This window comes from Pantoea sp. XY16, from assembly GCF_025153065.1.
GTDB lineage: Bacteria > Pseudomonadota > Gammaproteobacteria > Enterobacterales > Enterobacteriaceae > Pantoea > Pantoea alfalfae.
In genome coordinates this window covers 176,565-198,061 of record NZ_JANZNP010000012.1, presented here as the reverse complement: position 1 = coordinate 198,061, position 21,497 = coordinate 176,565, and the positions used below count along the sequence as shown (strand labels likewise).

General features: G+C 55.0%; 21 protein-coding genes, 1 other RNA gene and 1 pseudogene. 9 read left to right on the top strand and 14 right to left on the bottom strand.

Features of this window, described 5'->3' with window-relative positions; genetic code table 11:
- Positions 1-117: 117 nt before the first annotated feature.
- Positions 118-250: non-coding RNA, RtT sRNA (locus N1689_RS17535), on the top strand.
- A 471-nt stretch (positions 251-721) separates the two neighbouring features.
- The gene (locus N1689_RS17530; RefSeq protein ID WP_222925460.1) at positions 722-1,063 is read left to right on the top strand and encodes a FlxA-like family protein; all 342 of its coding nucleotides are present in this window, start codon (positions 722-724) and stop codon (positions 1,061-1,063) included.
- Here N1689_RS17530 and N1689_RS17525 read toward each other — a convergent pair.
- A pseudogene (locus tag N1689_RS17525) lies at positions 1,060-1,980 on the bottom strand (LysR family transcriptional regulator). The gene N1689_RS17530 and the pseudogene N1689_RS17525 overlap by 4 nt on opposite strands.
- A gap of 95 nt (positions 1,981-2,075) precedes the next feature.
- On the opposite strand from N1689_RS17525, the gene N1689_RS17520 reads away from it, so the two are divergent.
- Positions 2,076-3,086 carry a bile acid:sodium symporter family protein gene (locus tag N1689_RS17520; RefSeq protein WP_161735099.1) on the top strand — a complete coding sequence of 337 codons (1,011 nt, stop codon included), beginning with the start codon at positions 2,076-2,078 and terminating at the stop codon, positions 3,084-3,086.
- A 27-nt stretch (positions 3,087-3,113) separates the two neighbouring features.
- Here N1689_RS17520 and N1689_RS17515 read toward each other — a convergent pair whose 3' ends face one another.
- From N1689_RS17515 to zipA, 3 genes are all read right to left on the bottom strand, one after another.
- Positions 3,114-3,332, bottom strand: coding sequence for a DUF3820 family protein (locus N1689_RS17515; RefSeq protein ID WP_003848878.1), 219 nt, complete (start codon positions 3,330-3,332; stop codon positions 3,114-3,116).
- A gap of 1 nt (position 3,333) precedes the next feature.
- Positions 3,334-5,352 (bottom strand): NAD-dependent DNA ligase LigA, encoded by a 2,019-nt coding sequence (gene ligA, locus N1689_RS17510; protein ID WP_161735102.1) that lies wholly within the window; start codon positions 5,350-5,352, stop codon positions 3,334-3,336.
- 75 nt (positions 5,353-5,427) lie between these two features.
- Positions 5,428-6,426, bottom strand: a complete 999-nt coding sequence (zipA, locus tag N1689_RS17505; RefSeq protein WP_222925155.1) for a cell division protein ZipA — start codon at positions 6,424-6,426, stop codon at positions 5,428-5,430.
- A gap of 218 nt (positions 6,427-6,644) precedes the next feature.
- Here zipA and cysZ point away from each other — a divergent pair, with 218 nt between their 5' ends.
- The 5 genes from cysZ to crr all read left to right on the top strand — a co-directional run bounded on the left by cysZ (position 6,645) and on the right by crr (position 11,599).
- On the top strand, positions 6,645-7,412 hold the full coding sequence (gene cysZ, locus N1689_RS17500) for a sulfate transporter CysZ (RefSeq protein WP_161735108.1): 768 nt from the start codon (positions 6,645-6,647) through the stop codon (positions 7,410-7,412).
- A 141-nt stretch (positions 7,413-7,553) separates the two neighbouring features.
- On the top strand, positions 7,554-8,522 hold the full coding sequence (cysK, locus tag N1689_RS17495) for a cysteine synthase A (protein ID WP_033733457.1): 969 nt from the start codon (positions 7,554-7,556) through the stop codon (positions 8,520-8,522).
- Positions 8,523-8,909: 387 nt separating this feature from the next.
- A complete protein-coding gene (ptsH, locus tag N1689_RS17490) occupies positions 8,910-9,167 on the top strand; it encodes a phosphocarrier protein Hpr (protein ID WP_003848868.1) in 258 nt (85 codons plus the stop codon).
- 161 nt (positions 9,168-9,328) lie between these two features.
- Positions 9,329-11,056 (top strand): phosphoenolpyruvate-protein phosphotransferase PtsI, encoded by a 1,728-nt coding sequence (gene ptsI / locus N1689_RS17485; protein WP_161735111.1) that lies wholly within the window; start codon positions 9,329-9,331, stop codon positions 11,054-11,056.
- 42 nt (positions 11,057-11,098) lie between these two features.
- The gene (gene crr / locus N1689_RS17480; protein WP_069728735.1) at positions 11,099-11,599 is read left to right on the top strand and encodes a PTS glucose transporter subunit IIA; all 501 of its coding nucleotides are present in this window, start codon (positions 11,099-11,101) and stop codon (positions 11,597-11,599) included.
- 61 nt (positions 11,600-11,660) lie between these two features.
- On the opposite strand, the gene N1689_RS17475 is transcribed toward crr, so the two are convergent.
- From N1689_RS17475 to N1689_RS17430, 10 genes are all read right to left on the bottom strand, one after another.
- A complete protein-coding gene (locus tag N1689_RS17475) occupies positions 11,661-13,001 on the bottom strand; it encodes an ATP-binding protein (RefSeq protein WP_260059574.1) in 1,341 nt (446 codons plus the stop codon).
- On the bottom strand, positions 12,998-13,678 hold the full coding sequence (locus N1689_RS17470) for a response regulator transcription factor (protein WP_161735117.1): 681 nt from the start codon (positions 13,676-13,678) through the stop codon (positions 12,998-13,000). Before N1689_RS17470 ends, N1689_RS17475 begins: the two co-directional genes overlap by 4 nt.
- 169 nt (positions 13,679-13,847) lie before the next feature.
- Positions 13,848-14,732 (bottom strand): cysteine synthase CysM, encoded by an 885-nt coding sequence (gene cysM / locus N1689_RS17465; RefSeq protein WP_260059573.1) that lies wholly within the window; start codon positions 14,730-14,732, stop codon positions 13,848-13,850.
- A gap of 81 nt (positions 14,733-14,813) precedes the next feature.
- Positions 14,814-15,902, bottom strand: coding sequence for a sulfate/thiosulfate ABC transporter ATP-binding protein CysA (cysA, locus tag N1689_RS17460; RefSeq protein ID WP_161735123.1), 1,089 nt, complete (start codon positions 15,900-15,902; stop codon positions 14,814-14,816).
- Positions 15,892-16,767, bottom strand: a complete 876-nt coding sequence (cysW, locus tag N1689_RS17455) for a sulfate/thiosulfate ABC transporter permease CysW (RefSeq protein ID WP_161735126.1) — start codon at positions 16,765-16,767, stop codon at positions 15,892-15,894. Before cysW ends, cysA begins: the two co-directional genes overlap by 11 nt.
- Positions 16,767-17,600 carry a sulfate/thiosulfate ABC transporter permease CysT gene (gene cysT, locus N1689_RS17450; RefSeq protein WP_161735129.1) on the bottom strand — a complete coding sequence of 278 codons (834 nt, stop codon included), beginning with the start codon at positions 17,598-17,600 and terminating at the stop codon, positions 16,767-16,769. Before cysT ends, cysW begins: the two co-directional genes overlap by 1 nt.
- A complete protein-coding gene (locus tag N1689_RS17445) occupies positions 17,600-18,616 on the bottom strand; it encodes a sulfate ABC transporter substrate-binding protein (RefSeq protein WP_161735132.1) in 1,017 nt (338 codons plus the stop codon). Before N1689_RS17445 ends, cysT begins: the two co-directional genes overlap by 1 nt.
- A 253-nt stretch (positions 18,617-18,869) precedes the next feature.
- A complete protein-coding gene (locus N1689_RS17440; protein WP_260059571.1) occupies positions 18,870-19,487 on the bottom strand; it encodes an RpoE-regulated lipoprotein in 618 nt (205 codons plus the stop codon).
- 65 nt (positions 19,488-19,552) lie between these two features.
- Positions 19,553-20,020 carry a DUF2919 family protein gene (locus N1689_RS17435; RefSeq protein ID WP_161735137.1) on the bottom strand — a complete coding sequence of 156 codons (468 nt, stop codon included), beginning with the start codon at positions 20,018-20,020 and terminating at the stop codon, positions 19,553-19,555.
- Positions 20,010-20,435, bottom strand: coding sequence for a GNAT family acetyltransferase (locus tag N1689_RS17430; RefSeq protein ID WP_003848834.1), 426 nt, complete (start codon positions 20,433-20,435; stop codon positions 20,010-20,012). The genes N1689_RS17435 and N1689_RS17430 overlap by 11 nt, the downstream gene beginning before the upstream one ends.
- Positions 20,436-20,642: 207 nt before the next feature.
- Here N1689_RS17430 and amiA point away from each other — a divergent pair, with 207 nt between their 5' ends.
- On the top strand, positions 20,643-21,491 hold the full coding sequence (gene amiA / locus N1689_RS17425) for an N-acetylmuramoyl-L-alanine amidase AmiA (protein WP_161735140.1): 849 nt from the start codon (positions 20,643-20,645) through the stop codon (positions 21,489-21,491).
- The last annotated feature ends 6 nt before the right edge of the window (positions 21,492-21,497 follow it).

Here is a 21,497-nt window from a genome sequence, read left to right as displayed (position 1 = left end):
GTCGTTAGCTCAGTTGGTAGAGCAGTTGACTTTTAATCAATTGGTCGCAGGTTCGAATCCTGCACGACCCACCAATTCAGAATAAAGCGCCTTTAAGGCGCTTTTTTCGTTTCCGGGGCACGGACTTTACCGTGCAGGATGAGAACCTGCTGCAGGTTCGACTGAATCGCTATGCGATTCAGGCTGATGCGACAGCATCACCCGGAGGGCGAGGCCCGGATGGGCCGAGGCTATCCTGCACGACCCACCAATTCAGAATAAAGCGCCTTTCAGGCGCTTTTTTCGTTTCTGCTGCACTGACTTAAGCATGACTTAAATCTGAGCTGCCCTTTTCTGCGACTTCAGTCTTTAAAAAGCGTGCTGGCTCAGGGAGCACAGGCCTTTCGCAAAGACGCAAAAACGCCATCCATGGCAGGCTCAGCGCGGGCGATTACGCACCTCATCCCTGAGGTGCGCCCGCAGACGGGCCAACGCTTTGCGTTGTTCAAAAACGCTCCCGGCGTTTTGTCCCTGTCCCGCGATGCTTTGCTACAGGCCTGCGCTCCCCTCGCTTTAAACTTATCTGCTGTCTGTTAGCCCTTTCTGCTGCCTGTTTTTTTCTGCTGCACTGACATTGGCGTAACCGATAAGCTCTCACCTTTTCGCAACCTTAACAATTTCAGCTCTCAAGTCGTTTCGCAGCGTGCCGATAACGTATGTGACGACTTACAGGGAGAAAATGATGTCTTCAATTTCCGGAATTTTAAGCGGTGCGGTCAGTAATGGTGACAGCGGCAACGGCAGTGTGGCCTCGCAGGTCGCTGCGCTGAATAAACAGATTCAGGGTGTGTTAACGCAGGTTAAGGAGCTGGCTGACAATAAAGAACTGACTGACGAACAGAAGTCTGAGATGCAGCAGATGTACCAGTCACAAATCACCATGCTGCAGGCACAGATTGCGCAGCTGGAACAGAAACAGGCTGAGCAGGATCAGCCAAAAAGTGACAGTGCGCCCGCCAGTGAGATCAAAGCGGACGGGATTAACCGCCCTACCGATACTAACAAAGTTGATGTTTATATTTAAAATGCCGGTTTAACCGCGCGTTGTTGCGCCAGCAGCGCCGCCTGCTGGCGCACTTCCTGCCATATGGCTTCTGCGGCAGGCGTCAGCGAACGGTTTTTCCGTTTGATTAGCGTCAGGCTACGATTGATTTCCGGATAGAGACGCCGCACCGTGAGTGCGCGATCCGCCGGTAAGGGTAACGCCAGCGCGGGCAGAATACTGATGCCGATTCCCACCTGTACCATCGGGAACAGCGTGGCGGGATGACCAATCTCCTACACGACTTCAGCCCTGATATTCTGCTGCTGCATTGCCGCATCAATCAAAACCCGACTGCCGGACGCGTAATCCTGCAATACCATGGTGCGGCCATCCAGCATCGCCCATTCAGCCCTTTCCACCTTCGCCAGCGGATCATCCTCGCGACATAACAGCAGGAAAGGCTCATCCAGAATCGCAATGCTATCGAAATCGCTGTCGCTGAGTGGCCCAATCACGATTCCGAAATCGACTTCGGCGTTACGCACACTTTGCAGCACCCATTGCTGGGCGCGATCGTGCAGGATGACTTTGATATCGGGGAAATGGTGCTGACTGGCGGCAAGACATTGCGGCATCAGGTGCGCGGAAATAGTCTGGCTGGCGGCGACTCTGACGGTGCCACTGCGCTGCTCGCCAAAACTGCGGATATCCAGCAATGTGGTATGAACCTCCTCCAGCAGGCGCTCCATGCGTGATGCCAGCTGTTTGCCCGCCTCCGTCAGCATCACCTCACGCGTGGTGCGATCCAGCAACCGCACGCCGGTTTCCGCCTCCAGCTCTTTAATACTGTGGCTCACCGCCGACTGACTCAGACCTATCGCCTGCCCTGCCTGACTGAAACCACCGTAGTGGGCCACCGCAATAAAGGTACGAAGCTGACGCAGGGTGTAATTCATCAATTTCGCTCATAGATTAATTCAATAAATCAATTTTATTTCTAAAACTACTTGTCGCACAATCGCGCTATTGAAAAATTTACCGGATTTTAACAATGGGCTTTTTAAAACTCGATCCGATGATGATTAAACTCATCATCACCGTGCTGCTGGCCTCCTTCCTGCCAGCGAAAGGAATCTACGTCGATATCTTCAGCTACCTTGCGACGGCAGCGATAGCGCTGTTGTTCTTTATGCACGGTGCCAAACTTTCGCGTGAAAAGATCATCGCAGGCAGCAGTCACTGGCAACTGCATCTGTGGATTATGTTCAGCACCTTCGTGCTGTTTCCGGCGCTGGGTCTGCTGCTGGTGTGGTGGCATCCGGTTGATGTCGGTCCGGAAATTTATACCGGCTTTATCTACCTTTGTATCCTGCCGGCTACCGTCCAGTCTGCCATCGCATTTACCTCAATGGCGGGCGGTAACGTCGCAGCAGCGGTATGTAGCGCCTCGGCGTCGAGCCTGCTGGGTGTGTTTATTTCGCCGTTGCTGGTGAACCTGGTGATGGATATTCACAGCAGCGCCCCGAGTGATGGTCTGGAGCAGATCGGCAAGATTATGTTGCAACTGATGGTGCCTTTCATTCTGGGTCACCTCTCCCGTCGCTGGATTGGTGGCTGGATTGAGAAACACCGCAGCCTGATTGGTAAAACTGACCAGACTTCGATTCTGCTGGTAGTCTATTCCGCCTTCAGTGAAGCCGTGGTGAACGGCATCTGGCATCGCGTTGGCCTGATTACGCTGCTGTGGATTGTGGCGGGGTCCATCATCCTGCTGACTGCCGTGCTGATTATCAACCTGCTGGCCTCGCGCCTGTTCCGCTTTAAACGCGCCGATGAGATTGTGGTGCTATTTTGTGGTTCGAAGAAGAGTCTGGCGAATGGCGTGCCGATGGCGAACATTTTGTTCCCGGCCAGTACCGTGGGAATTATTGTGCTGCCGCTGATGATTTTCCATCAGGTACAGCTGATGGTCTGCTCGTTTATCGCCGGACGCTACAAGAGGACCAATGAGAAACAGCAGGTTCTGAAGGTTAAGGATTCGGTGATGGAGTCACAGAAGTAAAACCATTGCCCGCCTGCGCGGGCACGATTACTTACGGGTCTGGAGCGGTTTAACTAATCCCTCCAGACCTTCTATTTTTATCGTCAGGGTCAGTTGCATCAAATCCCCCAGCAACCCGGACGGGAAGTCGCCACTGCGGGCAAACCACAGCAGGTAAGGCTCAGGCAGATCGATCAGCATCCGCCCTTTATATTTGCCAAACGGCATAGGCGTATTGGCTATCGCCACCAGCTGATGTTCATCCATCTCAGGCACCCAGCAGACGGATCATTTCCGCTTCATCAATCACTTCAATGCCCAGCTCCTGTGCTTTCGCCAGCTTTGAACCGGCCGCTTCACCGGCAATCAGCAGATCGGTTTTCTTCGATACGCTGCCGCTGACTTTTGCACCCAGCGCGATAAGCTGCGCTTTGGCATCATCGCGGTTCATCTGCGACAGCGAACCGGTCAGCACCACGGTTTTTCCGGCGAACGGACTGTCGATCTCTTCGGCTTTCACCACCACCACCTGCGGCCAGTGAATGCCAATCTCTTCGGTCAGCTGACGGATAACCTCACGGTTGCTCTCCTCTTCCATGAAGTTACGCACGTGTGCGGCAACGACTTTGCCGACATCCGGCACGGCAATCAGCGCCTCAAGGTCGGCATCCATCACTTTTTGCAGCTCACCAAAATGGTTAGCCAGATTGGCGGCGGTGGCTTCACCCACTTCGCGAATGCCCAGCGCATAGAGAAAACGAGCCAGCGTGGTCGACTTCGCTTTCTCCAGCGCATCGACAACGTTTTGCGCCGATTTCGGCCCCATGCGATCCAGTCCGGTCAGCTTGCCCGCCGTAAGACGGAACAGATCGGCGGGCGTATTGACGTACTCTTTCTCCACCAGCTGGTCGATAATCTTATCGCCCATACCGTCAACATCCAGCGCCCGACGCGAGACAAAATGCTTCAGTGCCTCTTTGCGTTGCGCACCGCAGATCAGACCGCCGGTGCAGCGCGTGACCGACTCCCCTTCGACCCGCTCCACCTCGGAACCACAGACCGGGCAATGGGCAGGAAAGACCACTTCACGCGTCTCTTCAGGGCGCTCAGCAATCACCACGTTGACCACCTGCGGGATTACATCACCGGCGCGGCGAATCACGACCCGATCTCCGATGCGTAATCCCAGCCGCTCAATTTCATCCGCATTATGCAGCGTGGCATTGCTGACGATAACGCCTGCGACTTGCACCGGCTCAAGGCGAGCCACCGGTGTGATCGCACCCGTGCGGCCAACCTGAAATTCGACGTCACGTACCCAGGTCAGCTGTTCCTGTGCCGGGAATTTAAAAGCAATCGCCCAGCGCGGCGCGCGCGCAACAAACCCCAACTGCTCCTGCAGAGCCTGTGAATCTACTTTGATTACGACACCATCAATATCAAAACCCAGGTTCGGACGCTGTTGCTCAATATCTCGATAGAAGGCCAGGGCCTCTTCGGCGTTATGCACCAGCTTAATGCGGTCGCTAACCGGCAGGCCCCAGGATTTGAACTGTTGCAGACGCCCCATGTGACTGTGCGGCATCTCCCCGCCTTCCAGCAGGCCAAAACCGTAGCAGAAGAAGGTCAGTGGACGTTTAGCGGTAATGCGCGGATCAAGCTGACGCAGAGAACCTGCTGCTGCGTTACGCGGGTTAGCAAAGACTTTGCCGTCAGTGCGTCGCGCTTCCTCATTCAGCTTTTCGAAGCCGCGCTGCGTCATAAATATTTCGCCGCGTACTTCCAGCCGGGCCGGAATGTTGTCGCCTTTTAGCCGTAGCGGGATAGCGCGAATGGTACGAACATTGGCGGTAATGTTCTCGCCGGTCGTGCCGTCACCGCGCGTCGCAGCCCGAACCAGCAGGCCATTTTCATACATCAGGCTGACTGCAGCGCCATCAAGCTTGAGTTCGCAGCAGTAAGTAATGTCGTCACTGCTTTTCAGCCGATCCTGCACCCGCTTGTTGAAGGCCATGAACGTGGCTTCATCAAAGGCGTTATCCAGCGACAGCATCGGCACCTCATGGCGGACCTGCTCGAATACCGTCAGCGGCGCAGCGCCCACACGTTGCGTTGGCGAGTCCGGGGTGATGAGATCGGGATGGTCCTCTTCCAGTTGACGCAGTTCGCGCATCAGACGATCGTATTCAGCATCCGGTACTTCCGGCGCATCCATGACGTGATAGAGATATTCGTGATGGCGCAACGTGGTGCGCAGTTCGGTGATGTGATCCTGGACGGATTTCATATAGCCCCATCAGATAAAAAACCCCCGACAGGCGGGGGTTTGTTTTAACAATTCAGATAGCGGTTAGCGCAGAGCTCAGACACCAACCACATCGCGAATACGCGCTTTGTAGGTTTCCAGCTTCTGCGGCGTCATCATACGACGCTCATCATCCAGCACGACACCGCCAACGTCGTCAGCGATACGCTGTGCCGACTGCAGCATCAGCTTGAAGTTCTGATTCGCATCACCATAAGAAGGCACCATCATAAAGATAGAGATGCCTGGCGTGCTGAAATCGGTCATCAGGTCAGGGTTGAACGAGCCCGGCTTAACCATGTTAGCCAGACTGAACAGAACCGGCCCGCTGCCTGCTGGACTCAGATGACGATGGAAAATGTTCATTTCACCAAACTGGAAGCCCGCCTGCAGGATACCCTGCAGTAATGCCTCACCGTTCAGCTCACCGCCCGAATGGGCTGCAACATGCAGTACCAGTACCGCTTCTTTCGGTTTTTCCGCTGGCGCTTTCGCTGCAGGCTGTGCAGGCGCGGGAGCCGGTGTCACTTCTGGCTGTGGCTCAGGTTCAGCCTGGTACTGCGGAGCGGGCTGGACAGATTCCAGCGGATCGAGATCCAGCAGCGGGTCAGCCTGGACTGGCGGCGCGACAAAAGTCGGCGCTGGCTGCTGACGAGCCGGTTCAGAGCGCGGCTGCGGAGCAGGCTGCGGTGCCGTGTTGAAAAGCGGATCGCTTTCTGGTTCAGGTTGCGGTGCGGGTCGTGGCGCAGGCTGACGCACAGGCTCAGCAGGCGCTTGCTTACGCGGCGCTTCTGGCTGTGGCTCACGAATCTCATCGAATCGCGGTTCCTGATGTGTGCTGCGATCAGAACGAACGCGAACCTCGCCGACGCCGTCGTCTTCGTCGTCAATCAGGTCCTGCTCATCATGTTCTTCACGTTGTTTCAGACGTTTGTGCGGGCGATCGCGGAACACTGACGAACGCTCTTTACGGCTGGTCCACAGCCCGTGAAGAAGGAGCGCTATAATGGCGATCGCGCCAACAACGATTAATATCAGACGCAAATCCTGCATCATTGTATTCTCTGTTGTTCCAATACCTTGCCACCGCGGCAAACTTTATCCTCTAACTGTATTTGCCCTGCTACACAAGTGCAAGTCTGTGCACTATTTTCTGACAAATAAGATAGGCAACCCACGCTTTTTCGCTGTTTTTTTACCCAAACGGCACCTGGACTGGAAAAAAAGCCAGGTTATAGTGGGCGCGCCTCAACACTTTCAGGAGAAATGGCTTTATGGCCCTTGAGAATTCGGTCTCAGATTTTAACGGCATGCACTACTTTAGCCAGGGCTGGAAACTGGTCCGTCTGCCTGGCATTCGCCGCTTTGTAGTGATGCCACTGCTGATTAACATGATCATGCTCGGTGGCGCATTCGTCTGGCTGTTTTATCGTCTCGGTGACTGGATCCCGCGCCTGATGGCCCATATTCCGGATTGGCTGCAGTGGCTGAGCTATCTGTTGTGGCCGCTGTCGGTGATTGCGATTGTGTTGGTGTTCAGCTACTTCTTCTCGACGCTGGCAAACCTGATTGCCGCCCCTTTCTGCGGTCTGCTGGCCGAGCAGCTCGAAGGACGCCTGACCGGTAAGCCTCTGCCCGACAGCGGCTGGGCAGGAATGCTTAAAGATGTGCCGCGCATCATGAAGCGCGAGATGCAAAAACTGGGCTATTACCTGCCCCGCGCGCTGGGACTGTTGCTGCTCTACTTTATTCCTGGCTTTGGTCAGACGGTTGCCCCGGTGCTGTGGTTCCTGTTCAGTGCCTGGATGTTATCCATCCAGTATTGCGACTATCCGTTTGACAACCACAAAGTGCCGTTTCAGCAGATGCGAAACGCCCTGCGTCGGCACAAAACAGCCAATATGCAGTTTGGCGCACTCACCAGCCTGTTCACGATGATTCCGATTCTGAACCTCGTGATTATGCCGGTTGCCGTTTGCGGTGCCACCGCCATGTGGGTCGATCGCTACCGACCGCAGCTGGCGCGCAGTGAGGTGCGTTAAACTTATCAGCGCGCCTTATGCTCTTTTTTGCAGGGCTTATTGCCGGGGGACATATAGATATACGATTTCTTTCCTTCCGCCCCCTGGCAGAACAGGTATGCTCATAGGGTTCCCAATAATTCATACAGTTAAGGGCAGGCTATGAGTAAGATCTATGAAGACAACTCTTTGACAATTGGTCATACGCCGCTGGTTCGACTGAACCGCATCGGTAACGGCCGCATTCTTGCGAAAGTTGAATCCCGTAACCCGAGCTTCAGCATCAAATGTCGTATCGGTGCCAATATGATTTGGGACGCAGAGAAACGCGGTATTCTGAAACCCGGCATTGAGCTGGTTGAACCGACCAGCGGTAACACCGGTATCGCCCTGGCCTACGTTGCCGCTGCGCGCGGTTATAAACTCACGCTGACCATGCCCGAAACCATGTCGGTGGAACGTCGTAAACTGCTGAAAGCGCTGGGCGCGAAGCTGGTTCTGACCGAAGGTGCTAAAGGCATGAAAGGTGCCATCGGCAAAGCGGAAGAGATTGTCGCCAGCGACCCGGACAAATATGTGCTGCTACAGCAGTTCAGCAACCCGGCTAACCCGGAAATCCATGAAAAGACCACCGGCCCGGAAATCTGGGAAGATACCGATGGCGAAGTGGATGTCTTTATTGCGGGTGTCGGCACAGGCGGAACGCTGACCGGCGTGAGTCGCTACATCAAAAACACCAAAGGCAAAAAAGATCTGATTACTGTCGCGGTTGAGCCGACCGATTCGCCAGTGATTGCGCAGGCGCTGGCGGGTGAAGAGATCAAACCCGGCCCGCATAAAATTCAGGGTATTGGTGCCGGCTTTATTCCGGGTAATCTGGAACTGAACCTGGTTGACCGCGTGGTGGCCATTACCAATGAAGAAGCGATCAGCACGGCGCGCAGGCTGATGGAAGAAGAAGGTATCCTGGCCGGTATCTCATCCGGTGCTGCTGTCGCCGCCGCGCTGAAGCTGCAGGAAGACGAAACCTTCGCCAACAAAAACATCGTGGTGATTCTGCCCTCCTCTGGCGAACGCTATCTGAGTACCGCGCTGTTCGCCGATCTCTTCACTGAAAAAGAGCTGCAGTAGCCGGAGCCGATAGTCTGAAAATGTCGAAAAAAGCACCCATCCGGGTGCTTTTTTGTGGTGCAGATCTCACTTTCATCACCCGGCAGATTGATTTCAGTGATGCCGATCTGGTATTCAGACTGCCAATTATTTCGATGCCTGAAATTAATCCGCGCTTGAAGTGGATCAAGCTGAATCGATTTACGGATTCAGTGAAACGGCGAAACACGGCATAATTAACCGGTGACGTGTAGAATCGGTTTTGAGACGCAACGGATTGTAGATTTGACGCATGCGCGTCTTTGGTCAGCATGAAGCTATACCCGCGCACCTACACAGGCTAAAGTGAAGGCTCCAGGCTAGACTTTAGATCCATAACACTCATCCTGATAACGTTGGGGAAATAGAATGTTCCAGCAAGAAGTTACCATTACTGCACCAAACGGTCTGCATACTCGCCCAGCTGCGCAATTCGTTAAAGAAGCCAAAGCTTTCCAGTCAGAAATCACCGTGACCTCTAACGGCAAATCAGCGAGCGCGAAAAGCCTGTTCAAACTGCAGACGCTGGGTTTAACCCAGGGAACGGTTGTGACTCTTTCCGCGGAAGGTGAAGACGAACAGAAAGCAGTTGAGCATCTGGTCAAACTGATGGCTGAACTGGAGTAATCTCCGCTCAGCTCGCCAGCCAATCGACTCCTCTGCGCCATTGAGTGCAAACATCTTGATCGCGGACAACCTGTCCGCGTTATTGCTTTCGTAGAGTACGTGTCCCGCGACAATGGCACCGCAAAGAGTCCCATCAGCCATCGTGATTAAAAGGTAGCGTTATGATTTCAGGCATTTTAGCATCACCAGGTATCGCTTTCGGCAAAGCACTGCTGCTGAAAGAAGACGAGATCGTCATCAACCGCAAGAAAATTTCTGATGATCAGGTTGAGCAGGAAGTTCAGCGCTTCCTCGATGGCCGCAGCAAAGCGGCATTACAACTGGAAGCGATTCGCGTCAAAGCGGGTGAAACCCTCGGTGAAGAGAAAGCAGCCATCTTCGAAGGCCACATCATGTTGCTGGAAGATGAAGAGCTGGAGCAGGAAATCATCGACCTGATCAAAAAAGATCACGCGACCGCTGATGCTGCTGCTTACTCGGTCATTGATGGCCAGGCGAAAGCACTGGAAGAATTAGATGACGAATATCTGAAAGAGCGTGCGGCTGACGTGCGTGACATCGGTAAGCGTCTGCTGCAAAACATCCTCGGTCTGCACATCGTCGACCTGAGCGCTATTCCGGACGAATCTATTCTGGTGGCCAAAGATTTAACGCCGTCAGAAACCGCACAGCTGAACCTGAAAAAGGTGCTGGGCTTTATCACTGATCTGGGCGGCCGTACCTCACATACCTCAATCATGGCGCGCTCGCTGGAAATCCCGGCCATTGTCGGCACCGGCAATGTAACCGTCACGGTTAAAAACGGCGATTTCCTGATCCTGGATGGCGTTAACAATGCGATTCACGTCAATCCTTCCGAAGCGATTCAGGAAGAACTGAAAGCCGTACAGAATCAGTATCTGTCCGAAAAACATGAATTAGCCAAGCTGAAAGATCTGCCAGCCGTGACGCTGGATGGCCATCAGGTTGAAGTCTGTGCCAACATCGGTACTGTGCGCGATATCGCCGGTGCGGAGCGTAACGGCGCGGAAGGCGTAGGTCTCTACCGCACCGAATTCCTGTTCATGGATCGCGACTCTCTCCCAAGTGAAGAAGAGCAGTTCCAGGCGTATAAAGCCGTTGCTGAAGCGATGGGCTCACAGGCGGTTATCGTGCGCACCATGGATATCGGCGGTGACAAAGATCTGCCTTACATGAACCTGCCAAAAGAAGAGAACCCGTTCCTCGGCTGGCGTGCTATCCGTATCGCGATGGACCGCAAAGAGATTCTGCATGCACAGCTGCGTGCCATCCTGCGCGCCTCCTCCTTCGGTAAACTGCGCATCATGTTCCCGATGATCATTTCGGTTGAAGAAGTACGCAGCCTGAAAGCGGAACTGGAACTGCTGAAAGCGCAGTTGCGTGATGAAGGTAAAGCCTTTGATGAAAGCATTGAAGTCGGCATCATGGTAGAGACCCCGGCTTCAGCCGTCATTGCCCATCATCTGGCGAAAGAAGTCGACTTCTTCAGTATTGGGACAAACGATCTGACGCAGTATACTCTGGCGGTCGATCGTGGTAATGATTTGATCTCGCACCTGTACAACCCAATGACGCCGTCTGTGCTTAACTTAATCAAGCAAGTCATTGATGCATCTCACGCTGAAGGTAAATGGACCGGCATGTGTGGTGAGCTGGCAGGTGATGAACGTGCTACACTACTGTTACTGGGAATGGGGCTGGACGAGTTCAGCATGAGTGCCATTTCTATCCCTGGCATCAAAAAAATCATTCGTAATACTAATTTTGAAGATGCGAAGGCATTGGCAGAGCAGGCACTGGCTCAACCGACAGCGGAAGACTTAATGAACCTGGTTAACAAGTTCATTAAGGAAAAAACGCTCTGCTAACCTGCATGATGCTGGCCCCAAATTACTGCTTAGGAGAAGATCATGGGTTTGTTTTCTAAACTTTTTGGCGAAAAAACGGATAGCGCTGGGACAATCGACATCGTAGCGCCTCTGTCGGGCGAAATCGTGAACATTGAAGACGTACCAGATGTGGTGTTTGCAGAAAAAATCGTGGGCGACGGTATTGCGATCAAACCCAGCGGCAACAAAATGGTTGCGCCTGTTGATGGCACTATCGGCAAGATTTTTGAAACCAATCACGCTTTTTCGATCGAATCAGACAACGGCATTGAGCTGTTCGTCCATTTTGGTATCGATACGGTTGAACTGAAAGGTGAAGGCTTCAAACGCATCGCTGAAGAAGGCCAGAAGGTCAAAAAAGGCGACGTGGTTATTGAGTTCGATCTGCCGTTGCTGGAAGAGAAAGCAAAATCAACCCTGACACCGGTTGTCATCTCCAACATGGATGAAATCAAGGAATTGATTAAGCTGTCTGGTCAGGTCACCGTCGGCGAAACGCCGGTGATTCGCATCAAAAAGTAAGCATTCGTATATAACATAACGGCACCTGCGGGTGCCGTTATCGTTTCTGCGGTACAGGTTTTCAGGGCTGCCAGTGCGGCAGACGCAGCGTCAGTTCAAGTCCGCCCTCTGGCCGGTTCCGCGCCTCAACTTCACCATGATGCGCCAGCACCACTTTACGCACAATAGCCAGTCCCAGACCATAACCTTTACCCATCAGCGGCGAATTTACCCGCACAAACGGGTCAAAAATGCTGGAGAGTTTCTCCTCATCGACACCTGGCCCCTGATCGCGTACCTGAATCGCCAGCCACTGCTGTTCAGCGCGTAAGCCGACCTCAATCCGCTGCCCTGGCAAAGAGAAGCGCAGCGCGTTGCGTAAGACGTTCTCGATCCCGCGCCGTATCAGCTCCGCATTGCCCCGCACGGTGTAGTCGCCCCGCTCGTCAACCTTTAACTCCACCTGTACACCAGGGATCTGTGCTTCATAGCGGACATCGGTGATGACCGCCTCCAGCAAACCGGTCAGGTCAAAATATTGCTCATCCGGGATGCTTTCATGTTCAGCTCGCGACAGCGTCAGCAGTTCACCGATCATTTTGTCCAGCCGCCGCGCCTCTTCATCAATGCGATCAAGCGAACTGTTTACGCTTTCTGGCGTCTGTCTGGCGAGTCCGGTCGCCAGTTGCAGCCGCGCCAGTGGTGAACGAAGCTCATGTGAGATATCGTGCAGCAGCTCTTCACGGGCGCGCACCAGGGTATCAAGCCGCTCAACCATGGCATCAAACGCTTCAGCGACATTTGAAATCTCGTCGTGCCGCTTTCGCATAATCGGGAACAGACGCACGCTTAAATCACCCTCGGCGACGCGGGAAAATCCCTCCCTCAACTGACGCATGGGCCGCGTCAGATTCCAGGCCAGCAGCAGACTGAACAGCAACCCCACCGACCCGGCGAAGACAAACATCGGCTCGGGGATATTCAGAAATTTCCGCGGCATCATGTTCTGTTTGCTGTTCATGCGCATGCCATCCAGGTCGTAGCGCAGCTGATATTCTTTTCCATCCGCGCCGTGTACCCGGCGCACCACCTCTTCAGGAAGACGGCCCCTGAAATCCAGGTTGCCGCTGTCCTGTGATTGTAGCGGTTTAGTCTGCTGCGTGACGTGAAAGAACTGACGATCAGTTTCATCCCAGTCCGACAGCATCGCATTCAGCTCATCAGGCCCGCCCCGCTCCAGTACCGATGCAGCAGAGGTCATCTGCAGATCCACAATGCGACGGATAGCCATAATTTCAGGCGGTTCATGCCGTTTACCGGAGAGCGAAAAACCGAGCCAGATAAGCTGGCTCATGATGATAAAAACAAGCCAGAAGCCGATAAAGATCTTCCAGAACATGCGTCCGCGGTAACTCTGTTTCATCGAATACGGTAACCGATGCTGCGAACAGTTTCGATATTGATGCTGTCAGCGGTCAGTGCGCTGAGTTTCTGACGGATGTTGCTGATGTGCACATCAACGCTGCGGTCATAGGCTTCACGCGGACGGCCCAGCCCCTTTTCAGAGAGCTCATCTTTTGACACAACCCTGTCCGGCGCGCGCAGCAGCAAATCCAGCAGATTAAATTCTGATGCTGTCAGATCAAATGTTTTACCCTGCCATTCACTCATGCGGGTGGCAGGATTAAGCGTCAGGCCTCCCCAGCGCAGCGGCTCTTTGGCATCCGGCTGCGGTACCTGCTCCTCGAAACGGCGCAATACCGCGCGCAGGCGGGCGACCAGTTCACGGGGATAACAGGGTTTAGGCATATAGTCATCCGCCCCCATCTCAAGGCCGATCACGCGATCAATATTATCGCCTTTGGCAGTCAGCATGATCACCGGTATCCGGCTGTTCTGGCGCACCTGACGCAACACATCGATGCCACTCATGTCGGGCAGCATAATATCCAGAATCATGGCAGTGAAATCGCCAGAGAGCGCGCCCTGAATTCCGGCGCTGCCGGTCAGCACCAGCTGGGCATCGAACCCTTCAGCGATCAGGTACTGGCTTAGCATCGTGCCCAATTCGACATCATCATCAACAAGCAAAATTTTCATGGTTATCTCTCACTGGAATTGGCGCTATTTTGTCCTGTGCCGGGCATTCGCGCAGCCTGATTTACGCGATCCTTACAGATTCAGTCTATCCGGCACGGGAAATCCTGACTAAAAAAAAGCCTGTGGGCAGCAAACGCGCGCACAGGCTTGATTTCCGCATCAGCAGAGGTTACTGATGATAGAGTCCGGTCGAGAGATAACGATCGCCGCGATCGCAGGCGATCGCTACCACGACGCTGCCCGGGTTCGCCTGCGCAATACGCAGTGCACCCGCCACCGCACCGCCTGAGCTGACACCGCAGAAAATGCCTTCACGGCGCGCCAGCGCCCGCATGGTCTCTTCCGCTTCTTTCTGCGTCATATCCATCACATCATCCACTAAGTCGGGTCGGTAGATCCCCGGAAGATAGGCCAGCGGCCAGCGACGAATGCCCGGAATACTGCTGCCTTCACTCGGCTGTAAACCGATCACCTGCACGCCCGTGTTGTGCTCTTTCAGGTAACGTCCCACGCCGGTGATCGTGCCGGTGGTACCCATGCTGGAGATAAAATGGGTCATGCGCTGGTTCGACTGCTGCCACAACTCCGGCCCGGTAGTCTGATAGTGACCCAGCGGGTTATCGGGATTATTAAACTGATCCAGCACCCGGCCTTCACCACGCGCCGCCATCGCCAGTGCCAGATCGCGTGCACCCTCCATGCCCTGCTGTCGCGGCACCAGAATCAGCTCTGCGCCATAAGCACGCATCGCATCCTGTCGCTCCTGACTCATGTTGTCCGGCATCAGCAGGCGAAGTCGGTAGCCTTTCATCGCCGCGATCATCGCCAGCGCAATGCCGGTATTCCCACTGGTTGCTTCAATCAGCTGATCGCCGGGTGAAAGTTCACCGCGCAGCTCCGCCTGATTAATCATCGACCAGGCCGCGCGATCTTTTACCGAGCCCGCCGGATTATTGCCTTCCAGCTTGAGCCAGACCTCACTGCCGTTAGCTGGCGTCAGGCGCTGCAGCTTAATCAGCGGGGTATTGCCGATGGTGTTTTCAAGAGTCGTCACGGTGCGGTTCCTGGCATCTTACAAACGAGAGGCGAAAAAAAGGCGGGAGTCACACTCCCGCCCGCTGTGGATGAGAAAATATCAGGCGCTCTGTGCAAAGGCAACTGCACGCAGCGGCGTATCGCCTTTATAGAGGCGCGCCTGCTGCAACCCGACGAACAGGCGCTCGCCGCGAATCGGGGCTGTCTGCTCACCTTCAAACACCACCGAAACCGGCTCGCTCTGCCAGCCGACAGGCTGAACCACCAGCTGCCAGAAGTGACCACGCGGGCTGACTTCAAGCACCTGCACCGGCAGCGGCGTTTCCAGGCTGCTGCGACGTGATACATCGATTTCCCACGGACGCAGGAATAGCTCAACCGCGCCCTGATGAGCTGAGGTATAACCCAGCGGCCAGTGATGCGCGCCGACGTGGAACTGCGATCCCTGAATTTCGCCATCAAAGCGATTCACTTCACCCAGGAACTCCAGCACAAAGCGGGTCGCCGGATCGCGCCATACATCATCTGGCGTGCCAACCTGTTCAATATTTCCCTGACTCATCACCACGACGCGATCCGCGACCTCCATCGCCTCTTCCTGATCGTGGGTCACGAACACGCTGGTGAATTTAATCTCTTCATGCAGTTGACGCAGCCAGCGGCGCAGCTCTTTACGCACCTGAGCATCCAGCGCGCCAAAAGGTTCATCCAGCAGCAGAATCTGCGGTTCAACCGCTAATGCACGCGCCAGCGCCACACGCTGCTTCTGACCGCCCGACAGCTGTGCAGGAAAGCGGTTTGCCAGATGGGCCAGCTGCACCATCTCCAGCAGACGGGTTACACGCTGCTTGATCTCCGCCGCTGAAGGACGTTCGCGACGCGGCAGCACGGTCAGGCCAAAGGCGATGTTGTCGAACACCGTCATGTGACGGAACAGCGCATAGTGCTGGAAGACGAAACCAACCTGACGATCGCGCGCATGCAGGCGGCTGACGTCGTTGCCATGAAAACGGATCTGACCGCTGTTCTGATGCTCCAGCCCGGCAATAATGCGCAGCAGCGTGGTTTTACCCGAGCCTGATGGGCCAAGCAGCGCCACCATTTCACCTGAGGCAATATCCAGAGAGATATCGTTCAGCACCGAGGTGCGACCAAAGGACTTGTTGATCTTGTTAATCTCAATGCTCATGATTTCCCTCCTGTTGCAGGCGTTTGTGCTGTTGCTCTAAACGCCACTGCACAATGCTTTTCAGAAACAGCGTCACAATTGCCATCAGGGTTAACAGGGCGGCCGCGGTGAACGCGCCAACGGTGTTGTAGTCCTGATGCAACAATTCAACCTGAAGCGGTAATGTGTAGGTTTCACCGCGAATCGATCCCGATACCACCGAAACCGCACCAAATTCACCAATCGCACGGGCGTTGGTCAGGACGATGCCATACAGCAGCGCCCAGCGAATGTTCGGCAGCGTCACACGACGGAACATCTGCCAGCCTGACGCGCCTAACAGCACCGCCGCTTCATCTTCATGACTGCCCTGACTCAGCATCACCGGGACCAGTTCGCGCACCACAAACGGACAGGTCACAAACACCGTCGCCAGCACCATACCAGGCCAGGCAAACATAATCTGGATGTTATGCGCATCCAGCCAGCCGCCTGCCGGGCCATTCACGCCCCAGAACAGCAGATACATCAGACCGGCTACGACGGGCGACACGGCAAAAGGAATATCAAACAGGGTCAGCAGCAACTGCCGGCCCGGAAAGGTAAAGCGCGTCACCAGCCAGGCGAGCAGCGTGCCGAACACAAGGTTAACCGGTACGGTGATCAGCGCCACCATCACGGTCAGCCAGATGGCGTGCAGCATGTCCGGATCCGCCAGATTGCTGAGAGCGACAATGAGCCCCTGATTCAGCGCTTCCCAGAAGATGGAGGCCATCGGCACCACCAGCAGCAGAATCGAGATCAGCGTGCCGATACTAATCAGCAGCCACTTGCCCCAGTTTACAGGCTGACGCGCAGCATGATTAATTTGTGAAACCTCAGCCATTAGTGACCTCCCAGACGACGGCCAAAGCGGCTCTGCAATGTATTAATCGCGAATAGCAGAATCAGCGATGCCGCCAGGATCACCGAGGCGATAGCGCTGGCTGCCGGATAGTCGAACTCCTGCAGCCGGACAAAAATCATCAGCGAGGTGACTTCCGTTTTCCAGGCGATGTTACCGGCAATAAAGATCACCGCACCAAACTCACCCAGGCTGCGGGTAAAGGAGAGCGCCGTACCGGCCAGCAGCGCCGGTGCCACTTCCGGCAGCACGACGCGGCGGAAGCTCTGCCACGGCGTGGCACCCAGCGTTTCGGCGGCTTCTTCATACTCCGGACCTAACTCTTCCAGCACCGGCTGCACGGTACGCACCACAAACGGAATGCTGGTAAAGGCCATGGCAATGGCGATACCAATCCAGGTGTAAGAAATTTTGATGTCGAACTGAGCGAACCACTGTCCGTACCAGCCGTTAACCGAAAAGAGTCCGGCCAGGGTCAGGCCCGCCACCGCCGTAGGCAATGCAAACGGCAGATCCATCAGGCCATCCAGCAGTGTCCGGCCTGGAAAACGATAGCGGGTCAGGATCCATGCCATCAGCATGCCGAACACCGCGTTAAACAGGGAGGCGACACCGGCAGAGAGAAGCGTCACTTTATAGGCGGCCACCAGCTGAGGGTTGGTCACGACATCCCAGTACTGTTGCAGCGTCATCTGCGACAGCTGCATAATCACCGCGCTGATCGGCAGCAGCAGGATCAGACAGGTAAAGAGCAGGCTGGTGCCGAGGCTGAGACCAAAGCCGGGCAACACGCGTTTCTGGCTGGCAGCAAACATTATCCACGCCCCGCCGATAACAATTTATCCAGCTCACCGCCGCTGACGAAATGCGTCTGCATCACCTTATCCCAGCCGCCAAAGGCATCTTCGACCCGGAACAGGCTGGTCTGCGGGAAGCGATCTTTCTGCTCCGCCATCAGCTGTGGGTTATTCACACGATAATAGTAGTGAGTAATAATATTCTGCGCTTCTGGCGTGTAGAGATAGTTCAGGTAGGCGCTGGCCGCATCAGCGGTTTTATTTGTCGCGACGTTCTTATCCACCCATGCCACCGGAAACTCCGCCAGAATGTTGGTTTTCGGCACCACCACTTCGTATTCATCTTTACCATACTGGTTGCGGATGTTATTCACTTCGGACTCAAAGCTAATCAGTACGTCGCCCAGGCCGCGCTCAGCAAAGGTGGTGGTCGCGCCGCGACCGCCGGTATCAAATACTTCCACGTTTTTCAGGAACTGCGTCATAAAGGCACGGGTTTTAGCCTGATCGCCGCCGTCCGCTTTGTCTGTTGCGCCCCAGGCGGCCAGGTAGGTATAGCGGCCATTACCCGAGGTTTTCGGGTTCGGGAAAATCAGCTTCACATCGCTGCGGGTCAAATCTGACCAGTCGTGAATCTGCTTTGGGTTCCCTTTGCGCACCAGAAACGCCATGGTGGAATAGAAAGGCGAGCTGTTGTTCGGCAGGCGGCCTTTCCAGTCTGCCGCAATGAGATTGCCTTTATCGTGCAGCACCTGCACATCTGTTACCTGGTTGTACGTGACCACATCTGCGCGCAGGCCCTGCAGGATAGCCAGCGCCTGCTTCGATGAACCGGCGTGCGACATCTTAATGGTCAGTGGATCCGCGGGGTGACTGGCATCCCACTGTTTAACAAACGGAGCATTCAGGGCAACAAACAGCTCCCGCGACACATCGTATGAGCTATTAAGAAGTTCAGTGGCATTGGCTGCGCCGGCCAGGCTCAGCGACAACGCGATACCGCTCACGATTTTTCTCATCGCTTGTAATGTCATTTGGCACCCTGAAAAAGTTTGATGCGGATCTCACCCGCTGAGGCATCAGTTTATTTATAACTCAGTGAAAACCAGTAACGGTTTTATATATCGTTTGATGATTTCAAAGTCGAAAAAAGCATAAGACGACGGCAGAGTTTATGCAGAAATCAGCAAAAGCCGATAGAGGAGCGGAACCGCGGGCAGCCCGTGCGGGCAGGAGTTTTAAGAGGCGTCAGCGGCTGCCTGAGGGGCAGCACGCTGAAGAAAAGGATTAACGCTGCCAGACAATCTTGCTGATTTTCCAGTTTTTCAGGGTATCGTCTGACGGCATTAAGCCCTCCGGACCGTGCCAGTCACCCTGATAGATATAGGTCAGATGCTGACTGCCTGGCGCACGGCACGCCACGTCACGCGCATCGGTGCCGCTGGCTAAGGTGCAGTTGTCGAAGGCTTTGCTGAACTTATTACTGAAGGCGTCTCCCACTTTACTGCCGTCACTGCTGGCAATCGCACTGTCCATCACCTCAATACGTTCGACCTGCGACTGCCCGTAAATCACCAGCTTAACGTTGCCATCATCCAGCGCCTGCCAGAAAGAGACCACCTGACCGTTCTGACTGCGCATGCCCTGACGCAGGCTATAGTCACCGTTCAGTCCGGCATTAATCGCGTCCTCTTTCATGGCGGTCGAGGCAGTTACCCCGCCCACCCCCTGTTCAGTCGCGGTCAGCGAGGAACCGAACCAGTTCCACGGCAGCGCCGAAGACCAGTGATAAGTCAGCGGATTCCACCAGCTTGCCTGCTGGCTGCTGTCAGCGCCGGAACCCGAACTGGCACAGCCGCTTAGTACAACGGCGGCGATCAGTAGCGTGGAACGAACAGCTTTCATGAGAACTCCTGTAAATGCGATGCCGGAAAGGCGGAACTGATTGGAGTCGCAAAGCGACAAAAAGTTTAGTGAAGATGATGTTCGGGCAGAAAGCAGTCGCGACAGCGGCGGCTGGATTGCAGCCAGATCAGCGCCAGCAGGTCAAACAACGTCAGCAGCAATGGCAGCGGTGAGGTGAGCAGATCGCCCTGCACAAACTGCCAGCCCTGCCAGAGCAGATTCACCAGCAGCGACAGCGCCAGCACGCTGCGCCAGTGCTGCCAGAGTCGCGGCAGGCGGGTGCGATATCCGGTCAGCAGCAGGCCCGCCAGTGCCGGTAAACCCAGCGCAAGACCGATCCAGAACGTCTGACGATCCGGATAGAAGAGTGCCAGCAGGTCGTTGCCCTGCTGCCGTGACGCCCCGGCCATCACCAGCAGCAGCCAGGTCCGCGCCTGGAGTAACAGGATCAGCCAAAAAAGAAACGGCAGCCGCAGCTGCCCTCTGGCGTCATACTCGTCCGGCAGATAGCCCGGTGACGGCTTAGTATTCACGGTCTTCGATCAGACGTTTACCAAACAGCAGCGCATCGACCGGCTCATAATCGAGCTTCTCATAGAACGCCACCACCTGATCATTTTCTTCACGGATCATCAGATGCAGTTTCGGACAGCCGCGTGCGATAAGCTTCTTCTCCAGACGGTTCATCAGCGCATTCGCAAAGCCGCGTCCCTGATAGTCGGGATGCACGGCCAGATAGTAAGCCGCGCCGCGATGACCATCGTAACCGCCCATCAGTGTGCCAACGACCACGCCGCCCACTTCAGCGACCAGAAAGAGATCGGGGTCGTGATTCATTTTGCGTTCGATATCCAGCTCCGGATCGTTCCATGGCCGTAACAAATCGCAACGTTCCCATAAGGTGATCACTTCTTCAAAATCTTCCTGGCGGAAGGCGCGGATTTCCATCTTATTTACCTGCAGATAAGCACAATTTGCTGATTATCACGCATTCTCTGCTGCACGCAACCCTCGATGACCGGCGGAAAATAAAAAAGCGCGAATTTTCTGTTCGCGACCTGCAATACAAAGTAATGCCCTGAAATGGTTCTGTGATCGCAGGCAACAGAGCCTTAGGCTATAACACCGGCAAGATTCCTGTTACCGGACCCGTACATGCAGCTGCTTAAACGTTTGATTCATCGTCGTCAGTTACTTCTTTCCGGGCTGGCTCTGGCCATTTTATCGCCGCGTGCGATTCAGGCTAAAGAGCAGTCGGGCCTTACCGGGGCAAATCGTCATGCACGCCCTGCCCCGCCCGCGAAAAACGGTAAACGTATTGTAATGATCGATCCCGGCCACGGTGGCATCGACTCGGGTGCCGTTGGCGAAGAGGGTTCTGAAGAGAAACACATCGTGCTGGAGATTGCCGGTAACGTGCAGCGCCAGCTGCAGAGCCATCCGCGCATTGAAGTGCGACTGACGCGCGACAGTGATCACTTTATTCCGCTTTATCAGCGGGTGGAAATCGCCCACCAGCACGGTGCCGATCTTTTTATGTCGATTCATGCCGACGGTTTTACCAGCCCCGATGCCAGTGGCGCCTCGGTATTTGCGCTCTCTAACCGTGGTGCCAGCAGCTCGATGGCACGTTATCTCTCACAGCGGGAGAACGATGCGGACAAACTGGGCGGCGTAAAAGCTCAGCAGCAGGATCACTATCTGCAGCAGATTCTGTTCGACCTGGTACAGACCGACACCATCAAGAACAGCCTGACACTGGGCAAGCACGTGCTGGATCAGATCCGCCCGGTGCACCATCTGCACAGCCAGCACACCGAGCAGGCGGCCTTCGCGGTGCTCAAGTCACCGTCGATTCCCTCAGTGCTGGTCGAAACCTCTTTTATTACCAATCCACGTGAAGAGCAGTTGCTCGGCACCATCGCATTTCGCCAGAAAATTGCTTCGGCTATTGCCAGCGGCATCGTCAACTACTTCGATGAGTTTGACCGCCGCAATGCCTGATTCATC